Source organism: Micromonospora sp. RP3T, assembly GCF_003027925.1.
Lineage (GTDB): Bacteria > Actinomycetota > Actinomycetes > Mycobacteriales > Micromonosporaceae > Micromonospora.
Genome location: NZ_PYPS01000012.1, coordinates 22,310 through 40,851 on the forward strand (window position 1 = coordinate 22,310; position 18,542 = coordinate 40,851).

Genomic DNA, 18,542 nt, shown 5'->3' on the forward strand with positions numbered 1-18,542 from the left:
GGGCGTCGCACGCGCGTCACGGCGGGCGGGGAAGAATGGGGCCATGGCGTACGACGCGTTGGTGCTGGTCTCCTTCGGTGGCCCGGAGCGGCCCGAGGACGTGCTTCCCTTCCTCCAGAACGTGACCCGCGGCCGGGGGGTGCCGCCGGAGCGGCTGGCCGAGGTCGCCGAGCACTACCTGCACTTCGGTGGCGTGTCCCCGATCAACCAGCAGTGCCGCGACCTGCTGGCGGCGATCCGGGCGGACTTCGCCGCCAACGGCGTCGACCTGCCGGTCTACTGGGGCAACCGCAACTGGGACCCGATGCTCGCCGACACGGTGGCGCGGATGCGCGACGACGGGGTCACCCGGGCGCTGGCGTTCGTCACCAGCGCGTACGGCGGCTACTCCTCCTGCCGGCAGTACCAGGAGGACATCGCGTCGGCGCGCGCCGCGGTCGGCTCGGACGCGCCGCTGATCGAGAAGCTGCGCCAGTTCTGGGACCATCCGGGCTTCGTCGAGCCGCACGTCGACGCGGTCCGTGCCGCGCTGGCCCAGCTCGACCCGGCCCGGCGGGACAGCACCCGGCTGGTGTTCACCGCGCACTCGATCCCGGCCTCGGCGGCCGCCACCGCCGGCCCGCACGGCGGCCGGTACACCGCCCAGATGGCGGAGACCGCCCGGCTGGTGCACGCCGCCGCCGCGCCGGACCTGCCGTACGACCTGGTCTGGCAGAGCCGGTCCGGCCCGCCGCAGGTGCCGTGGCTGGAGCCGGACGTCAACGACCACCTGACCAGCCTGGCCGAGCAGGGCGTGACCGGTGTGGTGGTGAGCCCGATCGGGTTCGTCTCCGACCACCTGGAGGTGGTCTGGGACCTGGACACCGAGGCGCTGGAGACGGCCAAGCAGCTCGGCCTGGACTTCGTCCGCGCCGGCACACCGGGCATCGACCCGCGCTTCGTGGCGATGGTCCGGGAGCTGGTCCTGGAGCGCACCGCCCCGGACGGGGAGCGGCTGCGTCGCCGGCTCGGCGAGTTGCCGGCCTGGGACACCTGCCCGGCGCTGTGCTGCGTGCCCGCGGCCCGCCGGCCCTGAGCCCGACCGACCACCGACACATCCCTGGGGACGACACGATGCATGACCGCAGGCCGGTGCAGAGCTGGCTCACCGACATGGACGGCGTGCTGGTGCACGAGGGGCAGCCGGTGCCCGGCGCCCCGGAGTTCGTCAAGAAGCTGCGCGCCTCGGGCAAGCCGTTCCTGGTGCTGACGAACAACTCCATCTACACCCCGCGCGACCTCCAGGCCCGGCTGGCCCGGATGGGGCTGGACGTGCCGGAGGAGGCGATCTGGTCGTCCGCGCTGGCCACCGCCCAGTTCCTGGCCGACCAGCGGCCGGGCGGGACCGCGTACGTGATCGGTGAGGCCGGCCTGACCACGGCGTTGCACGCGGTGGGGTACGTGCTCAGCGACTTCGCCCCGGACTACGTGGTGCTGGGGGAGACCCGCACCTACAGCTTCGAGGCGATAACCAAGGCGATCCGGCTGATCGACGACGGCGCGCGGTTCATCTGCACCAACCCGGACGCCACCGGCCCGTCGGTCGAGGGGGCCCTGCCGGCGGCCGGCTCGGTGGCCGCGATGATCTCCAAGGCGACCGGCGTGGAGCCCTACTTCGTCGGCAAGCCCAACCCGATGATGATGCGTTCCGCGTTGAACACCATCGACGCCCACTCGGAGTCCACCGCGATGATCGGCGACCGGATGGACACCGACATCCTGTGCGGGCTGGAGGCGGGGCTGGAGACGATTCTGGTGCTCACCGGCATCAGCACCCGGGCCGAGGCGGAACGCTATCCGTACCGGCCGTCCCGGATCGTCGACTCGGTGGCCGACCTGATCGACGAGCTCTGAGCCGGCGGGCCTAGAGCCGCAGCGGGGCGTTGCAGGCGGCCACCAGCGCCTGCCGGCAGGCGGTGGTCAGCGGTCGGAGCGCCGCGTCCCGCTGCTGCGCCTCGTGGGTGTTCACCGCCCCGCCCGGGGCGCTCTCGCCGGCCAGCGCGAGCACCCGGTCCAGCACGGCGGCGCGGGCGAACAGCCGGCGGGACCGGGGGTCGAACCCGGGTGGCAGGTCGGTGGCGCCGTCGGGGCGACGCAGTGCGGCGAGCGCGCCGGCCAGCTCGGGCCGCCACTGGGCGACGTCGAGCCGGGTCAGTGCCGCGGTCGTCTCGGCCAGCGCGGTGGCCAGCTCGGCTTCGGCCTCCGCCGCGCCCGGCGCGGTCAGGGACGCCTTCGGCGCGTCCGGCGGCAGCGCGTGGACCCGCCACAGCACCGTCTCCCAGGTCATCCCGGAGCCGGAGGTGTGCGTGCGGACCTCGGGCACCAGCCCGAGCCCGCTGGCCACCACCGCCTCGCCGGCCAGCAGCGCCGCCCCGGCGAACGCGCCGGGCCCGGGCAGCCCGCGCGGGTCGCCCGGTGCGGGCAGGACCAGGCGGATCTCGTCCGGGGAGTGCTTGGCCAGGCTGGGCAGCGCCTCCCGCAGCGACACGTCGGTCCAGGTGCCGGGCGCGTCCGCGACGAGGTGCTCCTCGTCGCCGGCGATGGCGTCGGCGACCTCGTCGAACGGCACCAGGCCGGCGCGCCAGGCGCGTACCCAGGCGACGAACCGGCTTGACCGGCGCGCAGCCAGCGTGGCCGCGCCCGTTGCGGGGGAGGACATGCGGAAAGGGTACGTGGTGGCCGCCGCCGCTGTCTCGGCTGCCGCACGGGTGGCGTGGCCTGCCCCCAACTACCCCGTTCGCACCGTTTCGTATGCCCTCGGGCGGTGCTCGGACCGGCGCGTCGGCGGGCGAGCCGCCGGCCCGGTGACTAGCGTGATCGTCATGGCGGGGCGATACGACGGGGACGTGCTGGCGGGCGACTGGCGGAGGCGGAAGGTGACCCCCGAGGTCGACGCCGAGCCCGACCTGGTGGTCGAGGACGCCGACTCCGGGTTCTGCGGCGCGGTGGTCGGTTTCGACTCGGGCGCCGTGGTGCTGGAGGACCGGCACGGTCGGCGGCGCAACTTCCCGCTGCTGCCCGCCGCGTTCCTGCTCGACGGCCGGCCGGTCACGCTGCGCCGCCCGGCCCGCGCCCCGGTCCCGGCCGCCCGGCGTCGGACCGCCTCCGGCTCGGTCGCGGTGGACGGCGTCCGGGCGCAGGTCGCCAAGGCCAGCCGGATCTGGGTGGAGGGTGTGCACGACGCCGCGCTCGTCGAGCGGATCTGGGGCGACGACCTGCGGATCGAGGGCGTGGTGGTGGAGCCGCTCGACGGCATCGACGCGCTCGCCGACGAGGTGCGCGCGTTCGCGCCCGGACCGGGCCGCCGGCTCGGGGTGCTTGTCGACCACCTCGTCCCCGGTTCGAAGGAGAGCCGGATCGTGGCCCGGGTGACCGCACCCCACGTGCTGGTCACCGGTCATCCCTACGTGGACGTGTGGCAGGCGGTGCGGCCGGCGGCGCTGGGCATCGCGGCGTGGCCGGTGGTGCCGCCCGGGCAGCCCTGGAAGGAGGGCGTCTGCGCCGCGCTCGGGGTGGCCGAGCCGGCCGACATGTGGCGGCACATCCTGTCCCGGGTGGACAGTTTCGCGGACGTGGAGACACCGTTGATCAACGCGATGGAGCGGTTGATCGATTTCGTCACCTCGCCTGAGTAGTGGTTGCGGTCGGGGCCGGGGGCGACCGTGCCCGGCTCCGGGCGGTCAGGCTTGATCCCTGCGCCGGTCACGGTCGCCCCCGGCCGGTCGGGTGCCGTGTCCGCGGCTCGGTTCCGCGGTCGTGGGTGGGTCTGGCGGGGCGCTACGAACTTGAGGGCGTGGACGGGTCGGGGGGTGACCCGTCCACGTACTCAAGTTGGTAGGCGCCCGGGGTCAGGGGGCCTGGTCGGGGGAGCGGGTGAGGACGAAGGTGGCGATGTCCAGCGCGACCGCCGTGCCGGCGGAGTCGCGGACGACGGTGAGGACCTCCCCGTCCTGCGGGCCGGACCGGCCCCGCCAGCGGTCCGGCCCCTGCCGGGTGAAGCGCAGCGGCGGGCCGCCCATCGGCCCACCCACCAGGTCACCGGCCGGGTCGGCGCGGAACTCGTACTCGATGCCCATCCACCACCAGCGGCCGGTCAGCTCGGCCGCGGCGGCGGCGGGGGGAGTGGCCGGGCGCCACGGGGCGGGCGCGGGTGGCTCGGCGTCCAGCACCCGGGTGAGCACGTCGCGGGCCATCCCCACGACGTGGTGCCCGCGCAGCCCGTACGCGTTGGCGAAGTCCACCACCGCGGTCCGGGTGGGACGGTGCACCACCAGGCCGGCGACGAAGCCGGGCATCGACCCGCCGTGGCCCACGTACACCCGGTCGCCGACCCGGTAGAGCTCCACACCGAGGCCGTGGCCGCCGGTCCACGAGTCCAGGTCGCTGATCGCCACCGGGACGCACATCTCGGTCAGCGTGGCCGGGTCGAGCAACGCCGGGTCCGGGTCGGCGAGGAACGCCGCCCAGCGGGCCAGGTCCTCGACCGTCGACCAGAGCTGCCCGGCCGGCGCCATCGCCCCGGTGTCGGTCAGCGGCTCCTCCCGCAGCGTCTGGTGCCACGGGTGCACGACGAAGCCGCGGGCGTACGGCTCGGTCGGCAGCACGGTGGTGCGGCGCATGCCGAGCGGCGTCAGCAGCCGCTCGGTCAGCAACGTGCGCCACGGGGTGCCGGTGATCCGCTCCAGCGCGCCGCCGAGCAGCCCGTACGCCAGGTTGGAGTAGTGGTAGACCCGGTGCGGCGGGTAGGCGATCTTGCCCGGGGTCAGCCCGGCGAGCAGCGTGTCCAGGTCGGTGCCGTCGGCGCGCTCCCACCATCCGCCGTCCGGCTCGCGTTGCAGCCCGCTGGCGTGCCCGAGCAGCTGGCGGACGGTGAGCGCGCCGACCGGGGTGCCGGGCAGATGCTTGTCGAGCGGGTCGTCGAGGGTCAGCCGCCCGGCGTCGCGCTGCTGCATCACCAGCACGGCGGTCATGGTCTTGGTGATCGAGCCGATCCGGTACTGCGTGTCGACGTGGGGGCGGGGCTGTTCGCCGGCGACCGAGACGTGTGCCAGCTCGCCGTCGCGGACCACACCGAGCGCGACCGACGGCCCGCGTCCGTCCGCCTGAGCGTGGGCGACCAGCAGGTCCACCTGGCGTGCGGTCTCGGGCAGCAGAGTCATCTCGTCCTCCTCGTCGCCGTCCGGCCCGGCCAGCCTAGCGATCATGACAGTTCGATGACACGTGCCTTGACGTGTCACGATTGGTCACGTGGACGCCGTGTTCTGGATCGTTCTGGGTGTGGTATTGGCGGTCGCCGAGATCTTCACGACGACGCTCTTCCTGATCATGTTCGGGGTCGGGGCGTTCGCCGCGGCCGGCGCCGCGGCGCTCGGCGCGCCGGTGGCGCTCCAGGCGGTGATCTTCGCGGTGGTGTCGGCGCTGTCCCTGGCGCTGGCCCGGCCGGCGCTCCGCCGCAACGCCCGGTCGGGGCTGGAGGCCGGCGAGCAGCCGTTCGGCGTCGAGGCCATCGAGGGGTCCAGTGCGGTGGTGCTGGAGCCGGTGGACGCCGACCGCGGCATGGTCAAGATCGATGGTGAGCTGTGGACGGCCCGCTCGTTCGACGCGACGCAGACGTACGCCGTCGGCCAGCGGGTGCAGGTGATAAAGGTCCGGGGCGCGACCGCCCTGGTCTGGCAGGACGACATTTCCGCCCCGGGCGAGCTGCCCGAAGCGAGAGGGTGAAGATATGGAGTTTGCAGCGGTCCTGTTGATCGCCGTGGCGCTGATCGTGGTGGTCACACTGGCCAAGGCGGTGCGGATCGTGCCGCAGCAGCGCCAGGACGTGGTGGAGCGGCTCGGCAGGTACAAGCGCACCCTGAGCCCGGGCCTCAACCTGCTGGTGCCGTTCGTCGACGCGGTGCGCACCAAGGTCGACATGCGTGAGCAGGTGGTCAGCTTCCCGCCGCAGCCGGTGATCACCTCGGACAACCTGGTCGTCTCGATCGACACCGTCCTCTACTTCAAGGTGGTCGACTCGGTCCGGGCCACCTACGAGATCTCCAACTTCCTCCAGGCGATCGAGCAGCTCACCGTCACCACGCTGCGTAACGTGATCGGCTCGCTGGACCTGGAGCGCGCGCTGACCAGCCGCGAGGAGATCAACAGGCACCTGTCCGGGGTGCTGGACGAGACCACCGGCCGCTGGGGCATCAAGGTGACCCGGGTCGAGATCAAGGCGATCGAGCCGCCGCCGAGCATCCGCGACTCGATGGAGAAGCAGATGCGCGCCGAGCGGGACCGCCGCGCCGCCATCCTCAACGCCGAGGGGCACAAGCAGTCCCAGATCCTCACCGCCGAGGGTGAGAAGCAGGCCGCGGTGCTGCGCGCCGACGGTGACCGGCAGGCCCGGATCCTCCAGGCGGAGGGTCAGGCCAAGGCGATCCGTACCGTCTTCGACGCGATCCACACCGCCAACCCGAGCCAGAAGGTGCTGGCCTACCAGTACCTTCAGGCGCTGCCGCAGATCGCCAACGGCACCGCCAACAAGGTCTGGATCGTGCCGACCGAGCTGACCCGGGCCCTGGAGGGCATGGGCGGCGCGTTGGGCGGGCTGGCGAACATGGTCGGCGACGAGCCGTCGCCGGAGGCCGCCCGGACCGCCGGCGAGGTCGAGCGCGAGGCCGCCGAGGCGGCCCAGGCCGCGGCCGTCGCCGCCCAGGAGATCCACGACGAGGTACGCGTGGCGGAGGCGCAGGCCACCGGCGGCAACACGGCGAAGGGCCTGCCGGCCCCCGAGCCGGTGGCCCCGAACTCCCTGCTCAACGACCCGGCGGACCAGCGCGAACGGGGCTGATCCCGGCAAATCCGAGAATCGCTCATCCGGCGCCCCGGCGCCTGCCACCATCGGTCTCAGGGACGGGTGGTGACCAGGGCCGGGGCGTCGTTGCGCGTACCGGGCCACCCGTGGCGCGAGCGAGGTGGCGCATGACGGAACCGGCGAACCGGCTCTTCTCCCGTACCCCGGTCCCCGGCGCGCACGACCCCGGCGGACCGCTCGGCTCCCGGCGTACCGGTGGGGGGTTCCGGGTCCTGCCGTTCGTCTCCGAACCGGGGCCGGGGGCCCCGGCCACGGACGCGAGCTGGGCCTGGTCCGTCCGGCGGTTCGCCCGCGCGGCGGTCTGGCTGCTCCCGGCGTACGCGGTCCTCTACGGCGTGGTGGCGATGGCCAGCGACGGCGGGGTGGGCAACGACCCCTACCCGGCCGACGGCCAGCCGCTCTACCTGGTGGGCTGGGTGCTGTCGGTCTGGCTGGGGCTGCTGGCCCTGCTCGCGCTCACCGGCCTGCTCGCGGCCACCCGCTGCCGCCGCGTCGCGCTGGCCGGGCTGCTGGCCAGCATCGGCGGCATGGTGCTGATGCTGCCGTTCGCCGGGCTGGCCGAGCAGACGCCGGTGTTCGGCCTGACCGCGCGCGGCATCGTGCTGTTCGGGGCCACCTGCTACAGCGTGGGCTGGTTGATGACCGGCTGGTCGGTGGCCCGCTCCGGGATGTTCTCCTACGGCGACGGCATCATGCTGATGATCGCCGCGCCGCTGCTCGGCCTGGGCGGCGCGCTGATCGGCTCGTTGCAGACGTTCGGCGCGATCTTCGTGCTGGTCGCCGGCATCGGCATCGGCTACCGCAGCGGCCGGCTGGTCCCGGAGACCATCGCCCGCGACGCCGCCACGGCCAGCGTCGCCGCCCCGCCCCCGTCACCGGACGGCCCGCTTGCCGCCGGTTGACCGGTTCGTGGGTGCCGGCGGGGCTGGACAGTCGCCGTGAGGTAACTGACAGTTGCCTGGCGAAGTGGCCGGTAGGCGGCTTTCGTGGCAATCCTTGGTGCCATGCCGTCTCCCCGGACGCCGCTGTCGCGGCTGTTCACCGTGCTGCTCGCCGGCCTGCTCGCCGGGCTCGTCCTGGCGCTCGCCGCGCTCCCGACCGGCCTGCTCGGCGGGTTCGTCGCCAAGGCGAGCCTCGGCGCGTACGCGGAACTGCCCGACGCGCTGCGCACCCCCGCGCAGCCGCAGCGCTCCTACCTCTACGCCAACGACGGCAAGACGCTGATCACCACGTTCTACGACGTGAACCGCACCGACGTGCCGCTGGCCGAGATCGCGCCGGTGATGCGCCAGGCGATCATCTCGGCCGAGGACCGGCGGTTCTACTCACACGGCGGCGCCGACCTGCGCGGCATCGCCCGCGCGCTGGTGGCCAACGTGAAGGGCGGCGGCACCGAGCAGGGCGGCTCCACGCTGACCATGCAGTACGTCCGCAACGTGCTCAAGACCGACCCCACCCGCACCGCCGAGGAACGGCAGGCCGCCACCGAGCAGACCGTCGGGCGCAAGCTCCAGGAGATCCGGTACGCGAACGCGCTGGAGCAGTCGCTGTCCAAGGACGAGATCCTCAACCGCTACCTCAACATCGCGTACTTCGGCTCCGGCGCGTACGGCGTCGCCGCCGCGAGCCAGCGCTACTTCGGCACGGCGCCGGCGGACCTGACGCTCGGCGAGGCGGCGCTGCTCGCCGGCCTGGTCCAGTCGCCCGACGCGTACAGCCCGATCGACGGCGACAAGGACGCGGCGCTGGCCCGCCGGGCGTACGTGCTCGACTCGATGGCCGAGACCGGCGCGGTCACCGCCGCGCAGGCGGCGGCGGCCAAGGCCGAGCCGCTGCGGCTGCGCCCGACCGCCCAGCCCAACGGCTGCACCGCGACCGCGCAGGGCCACGACGACTGGGGCTTCTTCTGCGACTACCTGCGCCAGTGGTGGCTCACCCAGCCGGCGTTCGGCGACACCGCCGACGAGCGCGAGCAGGCGCTGCGCCGCGGCGGCTACCGGGTGGTCACCACGCTCGATGCGAAGATCCAGCAGACCGCGCAGGCGCAGGCCACCAAGGTCTACGGGTACGACGACAAGCGCGCGCTGCCGATCGCGGCGGTCGAGCCCGGCACCGGTCGGGTGCTCGCCATGGCGGTCAACCGGCACTACAGCCTCGCCGACAACCCGGGCGGGCAGGCCAACCACCCGAACACGGTCAACCCGTTGATCTCCGGTGGCGCGAGCGTGGACGGCTACCAGGCCGGGTCGACGTTCAAGCTGTTCACCATGCTGGCCGCGCTGGAGGCCGGCAAGCCGCTCGCCACCGGCTTCGACGCGCCGGCCAAGCTGCCCACCCGGTACGCCTCCGACGACGAGGGCAACTGCGACGGCAGGTGGTGCCCGAGCAACGCCAACCCGGAGTGGATGGACGGCTACCGGATGATGTGGGACGGCTTCGGCCGCTCCGTCAACACGTACTTCGTCTGGCTGGCCGAGCAGGTCGGCGAGGACAAGGTGGTGGAGATGGCGCAGCGTCTGGGCATCACGTTCCGGGCCGACTCCGACGCCGCGTTCGCCCGGAACAACGCCGCCAACTGGGGCGCGTTCACGCTCGGCGTGGCCGCCACCACCCCGCTCGACCTGGCCAACGCGTACGCGACGGTGGCCGCCGAGGGCACGTACTGCACGCCGCTGCCGGTGGTCTCGGTCACCGCGCCGGACGGCGACGCGGTCGACGTGGGGCAGCCGAACTGCAAGCAGGTGCTGGAACCGGACGTGGCGCGGGCGGCCACCGACGCGGCCCGCTGCCCGGTGGGCCAGCAGTCGGCGTACGGGCAGTGCAACGGCGGCACCGCCACCGGCGTCGACGGGATCGTCGACCGGCCGGTGGCCGGCAAGACGGGCAGCTCGGAGCGGAACGCCACCGAGACGTTCGTCGGGTTCACCCCGCAGGTGGCCGTGGCCGGCATCGCGGCCAACCCGGACGACGCGACCGACCTGGTCGGCTCCGCGGTGCAGGCGAAGGTGATCGACGCGGTGGCCCGGACCATCAAGGCGGCGGTCGCCGGCAAGCCGGTGAAGGACTTCACCGCGCCGAGCCGCGAGCTGGCCGGCGACCCGCAGCGCCCCCAGCCCCGCCCGCAGCCCCAGCCCCAGCCCCGTGAGGACAACCGCAACCTCCCCTCCGACGTCCTCCGCTGGCTCCAGGGCCGGGGATAAGGAGGGGCCCCCGCTTAACGCATTCGGTAGAGGCGGGGCCCCCTTTTAACACCTCTCCGGGAAGCTGGGATGTGGATGTCGGATCCGCCCCGACGGCTCCGACCCACCGGTGAGCGCGTCCGGGACCGGGCGCACCGGTGAGTGGAGGAGCGTGCCATGGGCGAGGTCATCTACTGGGTGCACCAGTCGGTCGACGGCTTCATCGAGGGGCCGAAACGTGAGTTCGACTGGCCGGCGATGGGGGACGAGCTGTCCGCGTACTCGATCGGGTTGTCCGAGCGGGCTGGCGCGTTCGTCTACGGGCGGCGGGTGTGGGAGATGATGTCGTCCTACTGGCCGCAGGTGGAGTCGATCTCCGACCATCCGCACGACCTGGCGTTCGCGCCGATCTGGCGGCGTACCCCGAAGGTGGTCGTCTCCCGCACGCTCGTCGCTGCCGACCACGGCGCGCGGGTGATCGGCGGCGGCGACCTGGCGGCGGAGCTGGCCGAGGTGCGGGCCGGGCTCGACGGCGACCTGCTGGTCACCGGCGGGACCGGCGCGGCGACGGCGCTGGCGGCGCTCGGGCTGGTCGACGAGTACCGGGTGATCGTGCACCCGGTGGTGCTCGGCGGCGGGAAGCAGGTGCTGCCCGACCTCGCCCGCCAGGAACTCCGGCTGGTCGAGACGCGCCCGTTCGACGGCCGTGCGGTGCTGCTGCGCTACGAGCGGGCGTGACGGGCGGGGCCCGACCGGTCAGCGGCCGCGCCGGCGGGGACGGTAGGTGGCGACGGTGGCGGGCAGGCCACGCCGGAGGATGCCCGCCCGGTCGCTGTCGCCGCGCAGCAGCGCGGCGGCTGTCTTGCGGGCCTGCTCGGCGGTGAAGTGCGGCGGCAGCATCAGCTCCGCCGGGTCGACCACCGCGTTGACCACCACCGGCCGGTCCGCGCCGAGCACCCGGGGCCACAGGTCGGGCACCTGCTCGGGCGCGTCGACCAGCTCGCCGCCGAGCCCCAGCACCTCCGCCCACCGGTGGTACGCCACGTCCGGCAGGTCCTGGCTGTCCGGGAAGCGAGGAGTGCCCTCGCCGGAGCGCTGCTCCCAGCTCACGAACGACAGGTCCCGGTTGTTGAGCACCAGCACCACGAACCGGGGGTCCGCCCACTCCCGCCAGTACTTCGCCACCGTGATCAGCTCGTTGACGCCGTTCATCTGCATCGCCCCGTCGCCGAGCAGCGCGATCACCGGGCGGTCCGGGTGGGCGAACTTCGCCGCCAGCGCGTACGGCAGGCCGCCGCCCATGGACAGCAGCGTGCCGGAGAGGCTGGCCAGCATGCCGGGCCGGACCCGCAGGTGCCGGGCGTACCAGGCGGTGGCCGTGCCGCAGTCCACGGCGAGCATGGCGTCGTCGGGCAGCGCGTCGTCGAGCGTGGCGAACAGCGACTGCGGGTTGACCGGGTCGGCCGGCTGCCCGGCCAGCTCCCGCTGGGCGGCCCGCCACTTGCCGGTGGCGTCGGCGATGGTGGCCCGCCAGGCGGTCGGCGCCGGGCCGGGGCCCAGCTCGTCCAGGAGGGCCCGCAGCGTCGGGCCGGCGTCGCCGGTCAGATTCACCTCGGTCGGGTAGCGCAGCCCCATCCGGCTGCCGTCCAGGTCGATCTGCACCGCCCGGGCCTGCCCCTCCGGCGGGTAGAACTCCGAGTACGGCATCTGGCTGCCGACGATCAGCAGCCGGTCGCACTCCTGCATGAGCTGCCAGCTCGGACGCGTGCCGAGCAGGCCGATCGCGCCGGTGACCCAGGGCTGCCGGTGGTCCACGGCGGCGAAGCCGAGCAGCGCGGTGGCCACCCCGGCGCCGAGCCGGTCGGCGATCCGGCGTACCTCGTTCTCCGCGCCGAGCGCGCCCTGCCCGACCAGCATGGCCACCCGCTCGCCGCCGCGCAGCGCCTCGGCCGCGCGGCGTACGTCGTCGGCCGGCGGCACGGTCGGCGGGCTGCTCGGCACCGCGCTGGTGTGGTAATAACCGTGCGCGTGCGGCGGGTGCGGCACCGCCGGCTCGTCCTGCACGTCGGCGGGGAGGACCAGGGCGGTCACGGTACGCCGCGCGAGCGCCGTGCGGCAGGCCCGGTCCACCAGGTGCCGGGCCTGGGACGGGTCGTCGAGCTGGGCCAGGAAGCCGCCGGCCACGTCCTTGTAGAGCGAGAGCAGGTCCACCTCCTGGTAGTAGCCGCCGCCCTCGGCGGGCAGCGCGGTGTGCCCGAGTAGCGCCACCACCGGCTGGTGGTCGAGCTTGGCGTCGTAGAGGCCGTTGAGCGCGTGGATCGCCCCCGGACCGCTCGTCACCATCACGCAGCCGAGCGGGCCGCCGCCGTACTTGACGTGCGCGCCGGCGGCGAAGCCGGCGGTCTCCTCGTGGCGTACCTGGATGAACCGGGCGCGCCCCTCGGCGCGTTGCAGCGCCGACGTCAGGCCGTTGATGCCGTCCCCGGGATAGCCGTAGTAGCGGTGCACGCCCCACTCGGCGAGCCGGGCCACGATGTGATCGGCCACGGTGGCGCCGCGGGGCAGCCGGCCGTCGTCGGGGTGGTCCGCGCCCATCGTGGTGGTCCCTCCGTCGGTGTCCGCTTCCCCGGCTCCGTTCCCCGCCTCGGGCGGCGGAAACCCGGCCCGCGCCGGGGTACGGGTCGGGGCACCGGGCAGAATCGTCGGGTGCCCGTCCACGAGATCACCGACCCCGACGACGACCGGATCGCCGACTACCGCGCGTTGACCGACGTGGAGCTGCGGACCCGCTGGGAGCCCCCGCACGGGTTGTTCATCGCCGAGGGGGAGCTGGTGCTGCGGCGGGCGCTGCGGGCCGGTTACCCGGCCCGGTCGTACCTGGTCGACGCGAAGCGGGCGGACCAGCTCGCCGACCTCGACACCGGCGACGCCCCGGTGTACGCGGCCACGCCGGCGGTGCTCCAGCGGGCCACCGGCTTCCACGTGCACCGGGGCGTGCTGGCCTCGTTCCACCGCAAGCCGCTGCCGTCGACGGACGAGGTGCTGGCCGCGGCCCGCCGGGTGGTGGTGCTGGAGGACGTCAACAACCACACCAATCTGGGCGCGATCTTCCGGGCCGTGGCGGCGCTCGGGGTGGACGCCGTGCTGCTGTCGCCGACCTGCGCCGACCCGCTCTACCGGCGCAGCGTCCGGGTCAGCATGGGCGAGGTGTTCGCGGTGCCGTACGCGAAGCTGGAACCCTGGCCGGGCGGCCTGGACCGGGTCCGCGCGGCCGGCTTCACGGTGCTGGCCCTGACGCCGGCGCCGGACGCGGTGCCGATCCAGCGGCTGACCGGCGATGAGCGGGCCCGCGCGGCGTTGCTGCTGGGCGCGGAGGGCGCCGGGCTGACGGCGGCGGCGATGGCCGCCAGCGACGTCCGCGTGGTGATCCCGATGCGTCGGGGTGTGGATTCGCTGAACGTCGCCGCCGCGACGGCGGTGGCCTGCTGGGAACTCGGCCGCGACGACCCGGTGTGACCGCCGCTTGCATGACCATGCGGCTTGGTGCATAATCTTCCTGTGTCCAAGGTTCTCACCTCCCTGCCCACCGGCGAACGTGTCGGCATCGCCTTCTCCGGCGGCCTCGACACCTCGGTCGCGGTCGCGTGGATGCGCGACAAGGGCGCCGTGCCCTGCGCCTACACCGCCGACATCGGCCAGTACGACGAGCCCGACATCGCCTCGGTGCCCGGCCGCGCGCTCAGCTACGGCGCCGAGATCGCCCGGCTGGTCGACTGCCGAGCCGCCCTGGTCGAGGAAGGTCTCGCGGCGCTGACCTGCGGGGCGTTCCACATCCGCTCGGGCGGGCGGGCCTACTTCAACACCACCCCGCTCGGCCGGGCCGTCACCGGCACGCTGCTGGTGCGGGCGATGGTCGCCGACGACGTCCAGATCTGGGGCGACGGCTCGACGTTCAAGGGCAACGACATCGAGCGGTTCTACCGGTACGGCCTGCTGGCCAACCCGCAGCTGCGCATCTACAAGCCGTGGCTCGACACCGCCTTCGTCACCGAACTCGGTGGGCGCAAGGAGATGTCGGAGTGGCTGCTCGACCGCGACCTGCCCTACCGGGACAGCACCGAGAAGGCGTACTCCACCGACGCCAACATCTGGGGTGCCACCCACGAGGCGAAGACGCTGGAGCACCTGGACACCGGCATCGAGACGGTCAGCCCGATCATGGGCGTCCGGTTCTGGGACCCGACGGTGGAGATCCCCACCGAGGACGTCACGCTCGGCTTCGACCAGGGCCGCCCGGTGACCATCAACGGCAAGGAGTTCGGCAGCCCGGTCGACCTGGTGCTGGAGGCCAACGCCATCGGCGGCCGGCACGGCCTGGGCATGTCCGACCAGATCGAGAACCGGATCATCGAGGCGAAGAGCCGGGGCATCTACGAGGCGCCCGGCATGGCGCTGCTGCACGCCGCGTACGAGCGGCTGGTCAACGCCATCCACAACGAGGACACCCTGGCCAACTACCACACCGAGGGTCGTCGCCTCGGTCGGCTGATGTACGAGGGCCGCTGGCTCGACCCGCAGGCGCTGATGCTGCGCGAGTCGTTGCAGCGCTGGGTCGGCACGGCGGTCACCGGCGAGGTGACGTTGCGGCTGCGCCGGGGCGAGGACTACTCGATCCTCGACACCACCGGCCCGGCGTTCAGCTACCACCCGGACAAGCTGTCCATGGAACGTACCGAGGACTCGGCGTTCGGCCCGTCGGACCGGATCGGCCAGCTCACCATGCGCAACCTGGACATCGCCGACTCGCGGGCCAAGCTGGAGCAGTACGCCTCGCTCGGCATGGTCGGCGGCACCGCCCCGCAGCGGATGGTCGGCGCCGCGCAGGCGGCCTCGACCGGCCTGATCGGCGCCATGCCCGAGGGCGGCGCGGAGGCCATCGCCTCCCGGGGCGTCCCCTCGGCGGAGGACGAGTGGCTCGACCGCGCCGCGATGGAGTTCGGCGTCGACTGAACCGGGACCGCACGGACGGGGCTTCGGTTCCGGTGGTGACGCAGGGTAGCGTGTCGCCCGTGTTCCCTACCGTGCGTGAGGTGCTCGGCCTGGTGCCGGTGCGCCACGGCGCGCCGCGCCTGGTCGCCGGCGACGCCGGACTGGACCGGCCGGTGCGGTGGGTTCACGTCACCGAGGTGCCGGACATCGCCACCCTGCTCGGCGGCGGGGAGCTGGTGCTGACCACCGGCATCGGGCTGCCCGCCGACGACACCGGGCTGCGCGCGTTCGTCGGCGACCTGGCCGATGTCGGGGTCTCCGGGCTGGTCGTCGAGTTGGGTCGCCGCTACGTCGGCGGCGTGCCCCGGGTGATGGCCGCCGCCGCCGAACGGCGCGGCCTGCCGCTGGTCGAGCTGCGCCGGGCCACCCCGTTCGTGCGGATCACCGAGGCGGTGCACGCGCTGATCGTCGACGCCCAGCTCACCGAACTGCGGGCCACCGAGGAGATCCACCAACGGTTCACCGAGCTGTCCGTGGAGGGCGCCGAGCCGGCCGAGGTGCTGCGGCAGGCCGCCGAGCTGGCCGGCTGCCCGGTGGTGCTGGAGAACCTGTCCCGGCAGGTGCTCGCGTACGACCCGGCGGGGGAGAACGCGGAACTGCTGCTGGACGGCTGGGAGCAGCACTCCCGCCGGATCCGGCCGGCCGGGCGGACCGCGTACGACCCGGACAGCGGCTGGCTGGTCACCACCGTCGGCGCGCGGGGACAGGACTGGGGCCGGCTGCTGCTGCGCTGGCCGGCGGCCGAGGCCGCGCCGCCCACCCGGCTCACCATCCTGATCGAACGGGCCGCCTCCACGCTCGCCCTGGGCCGGCTGATCCGCCGCGACGCCGAGGGCCTGGAACGACAGATCCACCGGACGCTGCTGACCGCGCTCATCGACCACTCCCGCCCGGTGGACGAGGTGGCGCTGCGGGCCAAGGCGCTCGGCGTCACCCTGGACCGCCGGCACCTGGTCGGCGTGGTGGTCCGGCACCGCAGCGACGACCCGGCCGGGGACGCCACCGACCTTCCTGACGACTCGCGCGCGGGCCCTCGTCGCGACCCGGTCGGCCCGGAGGCCGGCCCGGCCCGGCTCCGCGATCTCGCCGAGGCGGTCGGCCAGGCCGTGCGTGAGGCCAAGCTGACGGCGTTGACCAGCGCCGTCGACGACCACGCGGTCGGCGCGCTGCTGGCGCTGCCCGACCCGGCCGCCGAGGAGAGGTCACTCGCCGCGTTCGCCGCCGCGTTGCGTCGGGTACGCCTCGACGCCGCCCCGCCCCGACCGCCGACCCCCCGCCCGGGCCGCCCGACGGACGGGGCCGGCCGGGCTGCGGCCAACGGCGGCGTGCGCCCGGTCGACGGGCCGGCCCGTCCGGCGGTCGTCGTGGCGGCCGGCTCCGGGGTGAGCAGCCTGCGCGAGGCACGCCGGTCGCTGGTCGAGGCGCGGCAGATCGCCGAGGCGGCCCGGCGGGACCCGCGCGACCTGCCCTGCTTCCGGCTGCCGCACGTCGGGCTGGCCGGCCTGCTGCACCTGCTGCGGGACGAGCCCCGGTTGCAGACGTTCGTGGAGCGGGAACTCGGCCCGCTGCTGGCGTACGACGCCCAGCATCCCCGGGAACAACTGCTCGGCACGTTGCGCGCGTACCTGGAGCAGGGCCGGAACAAGTCGGCCGGCGCGGTGGCCGCGCACCTGTCCCGACCGGCCTTCTACGAGCGACTGGCTCGGATCGGCCGCATCCTCGACGCCGATCTCGACTCGGTCGACCAGTGCCTCTCCCTGCACGTCGCCCTGCTGGCCCTGGACGCCGTCCGCACGTCCTGACAAAGCCGCCCCCGCCCGGCCGCCGACCCGCGGGCTCGACGCGAGGCGCTGCTCCTGCCGCGGCCGTATCCGGGCGGTCTCGTTACGGAGCGTCACTCCGGAGGGTGGGCCATGCGCTTTTCTGCCGTATACCTCAGGGGCATAATTATGCCCCTGAGGTATACGGCACTCGGCAGCGTTCGTGTCCGACGGCGACACGCCGAGACGCCGACACGCCGACGCTCGTTCAGGCGAGGGCGGTGAGGGCCTTGGCGTAGGGGGCGGGGACGAAGCTCGGGCCGGCGGGGGTGAACACGTCGGAGGTCGCGGCGGCCTGCCAGGCGGTGTCCGGCAGCGCCGCCACCAGGGCGCGCACCACCGGGGCGTCCCGCCACTGGTCCTGCTGCGCGAGCAGACTCAGCGCCACCACCGACTCCTCCACCTCGCCGACGCACTCGAACGGCTTGTGCCCGTCCACGCCGAGCAGTTCCCGGTAGCCGGGAACCTGGGACTCGTCGGCCAGCAGGTCACCGCCGAAGATGCCGGTGAGCCGCTCGCGGGGCATGAACGGGGCCATGGCCAGGAACACGAAGCGGCACTTCGGGCAGTCCCGGCACCAGCGCTCGCTCGCGTCGTGCAGCTTGAACGCGGCGTTGCAGCTCGTCACCACCGCGTCGTACCTGTCGATCTCGGCGAACAGCCGGGCGATGTGCAGCTCGGACAGGGAACGCAGGAGCGAGAAGTACGGCTCGGTGAGCCCGGCGTGCTCGGCCAGCGCGGCCCGCAGCAGCCCCTCCGCCTCGACGCCCTTGGACCACTGGTGGTTGATCTCGTGGCCCTGCCAGACCAGGTTCGGGTCGGACGCGGAGCGCTCGTTCGACATCACCACCGGCCCGAGGTCGTGCAGCACGGCGGTGGCGACCGCGATCAGCGAGTTGATCGCGGTGACCGGGATGTGCCCGTTGCGGGCCCCGGCCCGGTTCAGCTCGAACAGCACCGGGTCGAGTCGCCGCCGGGCGGCGAGCGGCGTCAGCCCGGACGCCTCGTTCACCGACACGATCACGTGGTTCGGGTTGACCGAGAACGGCACCGGGTCGAGGCCGGCCCGGCGCAGCGCCTCCAGCGTGACGATGGAGTCCTTGCCGCCGCCCACCGCCGACAGCGGACGCCGGTCGGAGTTGTCCCACGGCGCCGCCGACTCGACGGAACCGGCCGGGACCTCCGGGCGCAGCGTCAGCACGTGCGGCAGCGCGTTGCGGTACGCGTACTCGGCGAGGCCCTTGGTGTAGACGGCGGTGACCAGCTCGACGGCGGCGGACCCCAGCGGCGCCGGCAGTACCAGCCGGGGCGGCGCGGCGGCCTTGTAGTAGCTGACGCCGGCGACCACGTGCAGCAGCTCCAGGACCCGGGCCAGCCGCGCCGCGGTGGCGTCGGAGACCGGCTCCGCCGGCAGCGGAAGCGTGATCACCTCGGTGAACCGCTGGTCGCCGTCGGGACCGGTCAGGGCGTAGTCGAACAGCACCTCGCCGGTGGCGAAGTCGATCGAGTACGACGGGAAGGTGAAGGCGGCCATCCGTCCGAGCTGTCCGTTAAGCACAGGTCATACTAGTCCGGACCCACCGGGACGCGAGCAAGGAG

General features: G+C 73.8%; 15 protein-coding genes. 11 read left to right on the top strand and 4 right to left on the bottom strand.

Features of this window, described 5'->3' with window-relative positions; all coding sequences use genetic code 11:
- The first annotated feature begins 43 nt into the window (after positions 1–43).
- Together C8054_RS11985 and C8054_RS11990 are read left to right on the top strand one after the other, a co-directional pair.
- Positions 44–1,075 carry a ferrochelatase gene (locus tag C8054_RS11985; RefSeq protein WP_107156860.1) on the top strand — a complete coding sequence of 344 codons (1,032 nt, stop codon included), beginning with the start codon at positions 44–46 and terminating at the stop codon, positions 1,073–1,075.
- Positions 1,024–1,893, top strand: coding sequence for an HAD-IIA family hydrolase (locus C8054_RS11990; RefSeq protein ID WP_199199719.1), 870 nt, complete (start codon positions 1,024–1,026; stop codon positions 1,891–1,893). The genes C8054_RS11985 and C8054_RS11990 overlap by 52 nt, the downstream gene beginning before the upstream one ends.
- 10 nt (positions 1,894–1,903) lie before the next feature.
- On the opposite strand, the gene C8054_RS11995 is transcribed toward C8054_RS11990, so the two are convergent.
- Positions 1,904–2,698, bottom strand: a complete 795-nt coding sequence (locus C8054_RS11995; protein ID WP_107156861.1) for a hypothetical protein — start codon at positions 2,696–2,698, stop codon at positions 1,904–1,906.
- A 163-nt stretch (positions 2,699–2,861) separates the two neighbouring features.
- On the opposite strand from C8054_RS11995, the gene C8054_RS12000 reads away from it, so the two are divergent.
- Positions 2,862–3,674, top strand: a complete 813-nt coding sequence (locus tag C8054_RS12000; RefSeq protein WP_107156955.1) for a DUF3097 domain-containing protein — start codon at positions 2,862–2,864, stop codon at positions 3,672–3,674.
- A 213-nt stretch (positions 3,675–3,887) separates the two neighbouring features.
- Here C8054_RS12000 and C8054_RS12005 read toward each other — a convergent pair whose 3' ends face one another.
- Positions 3,888–5,198, bottom strand: coding sequence for a serine hydrolase (locus C8054_RS12005; RefSeq protein ID WP_107156956.1), 1,311 nt, complete (start codon positions 5,196–5,198; stop codon positions 3,888–3,890).
- Positions 5,199–5,286: 88 nt separating this feature from the next.
- Here C8054_RS12005 and C8054_RS12010 point away from each other — a divergent pair, with 88 nt between their 5' ends.
- The 5 genes from C8054_RS12010 (at position 5,287) to C8054_RS12030 (ending at position 10,812) form a co-directional block, all read left to right on the top strand.
- Positions 5,287–5,760 carry an NfeD family protein gene (locus tag C8054_RS12010; protein WP_107156862.1) on the top strand — a complete coding sequence of 158 codons (474 nt, stop codon included), beginning with the start codon at positions 5,287–5,289 and terminating at the stop codon, positions 5,758–5,760.
- Positions 5,761–5,764: 4 nt separating this feature from the next.
- Complete coding sequence (locus C8054_RS12015) at positions 5,765–6,871, top strand: SPFH domain-containing protein (RefSeq protein WP_107156863.1); 1,107 nt, start codon at positions 5,765–5,767, stop codon at positions 6,869–6,871.
- Between the two features lie 131 nt (positions 6,872–7,002).
- On the top strand, positions 7,003–7,797 hold the full coding sequence (locus C8054_RS12020; protein WP_107156864.1) for a hypothetical protein: 795 nt from the start codon (positions 7,003–7,005) through the stop codon (positions 7,795–7,797).
- Positions 7,798–7,899: 102 nt separating this feature from the next.
- Entirely contained in the window at positions 7,900–10,095 is a 2,196-nt protein-coding gene (locus C8054_RS12025; protein ID WP_233219601.1) for a transglycosylase domain-containing protein, read from the top strand.
- A gap of 156 nt (positions 10,096–10,251) precedes the next feature.
- Complete coding sequence (locus tag C8054_RS12030; protein WP_107156866.1) at positions 10,252–10,812, top strand: dihydrofolate reductase family protein; 561 nt, start codon at positions 10,252–10,254, stop codon at positions 10,810–10,812.
- Between the two features lie 18 nt (positions 10,813–10,830).
- Here the strand turns inward: C8054_RS12030 and C8054_RS12035 are convergent, their stop codons facing one another.
- Positions 10,831–12,669 carry a thiamine pyrophosphate-requiring protein gene (locus C8054_RS12035; RefSeq protein ID WP_107156867.1) on the bottom strand — a complete coding sequence of 613 codons (1,839 nt, stop codon included), beginning with the start codon at positions 12,667–12,669 and terminating at the stop codon, positions 10,831–10,833.
- 111 nt (positions 12,670–12,780) lie between these two features.
- Here C8054_RS12035 and C8054_RS12040 point away from each other — a divergent pair, with 111 nt between their 5' ends.
- Genes C8054_RS12040 through C8054_RS12050 form a run of 3 tightly spaced genes read left to right on the top strand, consistent with a single transcriptional unit; the run spans position 12,781 to position 16,925 of the window.
- Entirely contained in the window at positions 12,781–13,590 is an 810-nt protein-coding gene (locus C8054_RS12040; protein ID WP_107156957.1) for an RNA methyltransferase, read from the top strand.
- A 42-nt stretch (positions 13,591–13,632) separates the two neighbouring features.
- Positions 13,633–15,084, top strand: coding sequence for an argininosuccinate synthase (gene argG / locus C8054_RS12045; protein WP_107156868.1), 1,452 nt, complete (start codon positions 13,633–13,635; stop codon positions 15,082–15,084).
- Between the two features lie 50 nt (positions 15,085–15,134).
- On the top strand, positions 15,135–16,925 hold the full coding sequence (locus tag C8054_RS12050; RefSeq protein WP_107156869.1) for a PucR family transcriptional regulator: 1,791 nt from the start codon (positions 15,135–15,137) through the stop codon (positions 16,923–16,925).
- Positions 16,926–17,151: 226 nt separating this feature from the next.
- Here the strand turns inward: C8054_RS12050 and C8054_RS12055 are convergent, their stop codons facing one another.
- Complete coding sequence (locus C8054_RS12055) at positions 17,152–18,501, bottom strand: hypothetical protein (RefSeq protein ID WP_107156870.1); 1,350 nt, start codon at positions 18,499–18,501, stop codon at positions 17,152–17,154.
- Positions 18,502–18,542: the final 41 nt, after the last annotated feature.

Coding starts and splice junctions, on each gene's coding strand:
- C8054_RS11985 (WP_107156860.1), top strand. CDS start 44: ATGGCGTACGACGCGTTGGTGCTGGTCTCCTTCGGTGGCCCGGAGCGG.
- C8054_RS11995 (WP_107156861.1), bottom strand. CDS start 2,698: ATGTCCTCCCCCGCAACGGGCGCGGCCACGCTGGCTGCGCGCCGGTCA.
- C8054_RS12000 (WP_107156955.1), top strand. CDS start 2,862: ATGGCGGGGCGATACGACGGGGACGTGCTGGCGGGCGACTGGCGGAGG.
- C8054_RS12005 (WP_107156956.1), bottom strand. CDS start 5,198: ATGACTCTGCTGCCCGAGACCGCACGCCAGGTGGACCTGCTGGTCGCC.
- C8054_RS12015 (WP_107156863.1), top strand. CDS start 5,765: ATGGAGTTTGCAGCGGTCCTGTTGATCGCCGTGGCGCTGATCGTGGTG.
- C8054_RS12020 (WP_107156864.1), top strand. CDS start 7,003: ATGACGGAACCGGCGAACCGGCTCTTCTCCCGTACCCCGGTCCCCGGC.
- C8054_RS12025 (WP_233219601.1), top strand. CDS start 7,900: ATGCCGTCTCCCCGGACGCCGCTGTCGCGGCTGTTCACCGTGCTGCTC.
- C8054_RS12030 (WP_107156866.1), top strand. CDS start 10,252: ATGGGCGAGGTCATCTACTGGGTGCACCAGTCGGTCGACGGCTTCATC.
- C8054_RS12035 (WP_107156867.1), bottom strand. CDS start 12,669: ATGGGCGCGGACCACCCCGACGACGGCCGGCTGCCCCGCGGCGCCACC.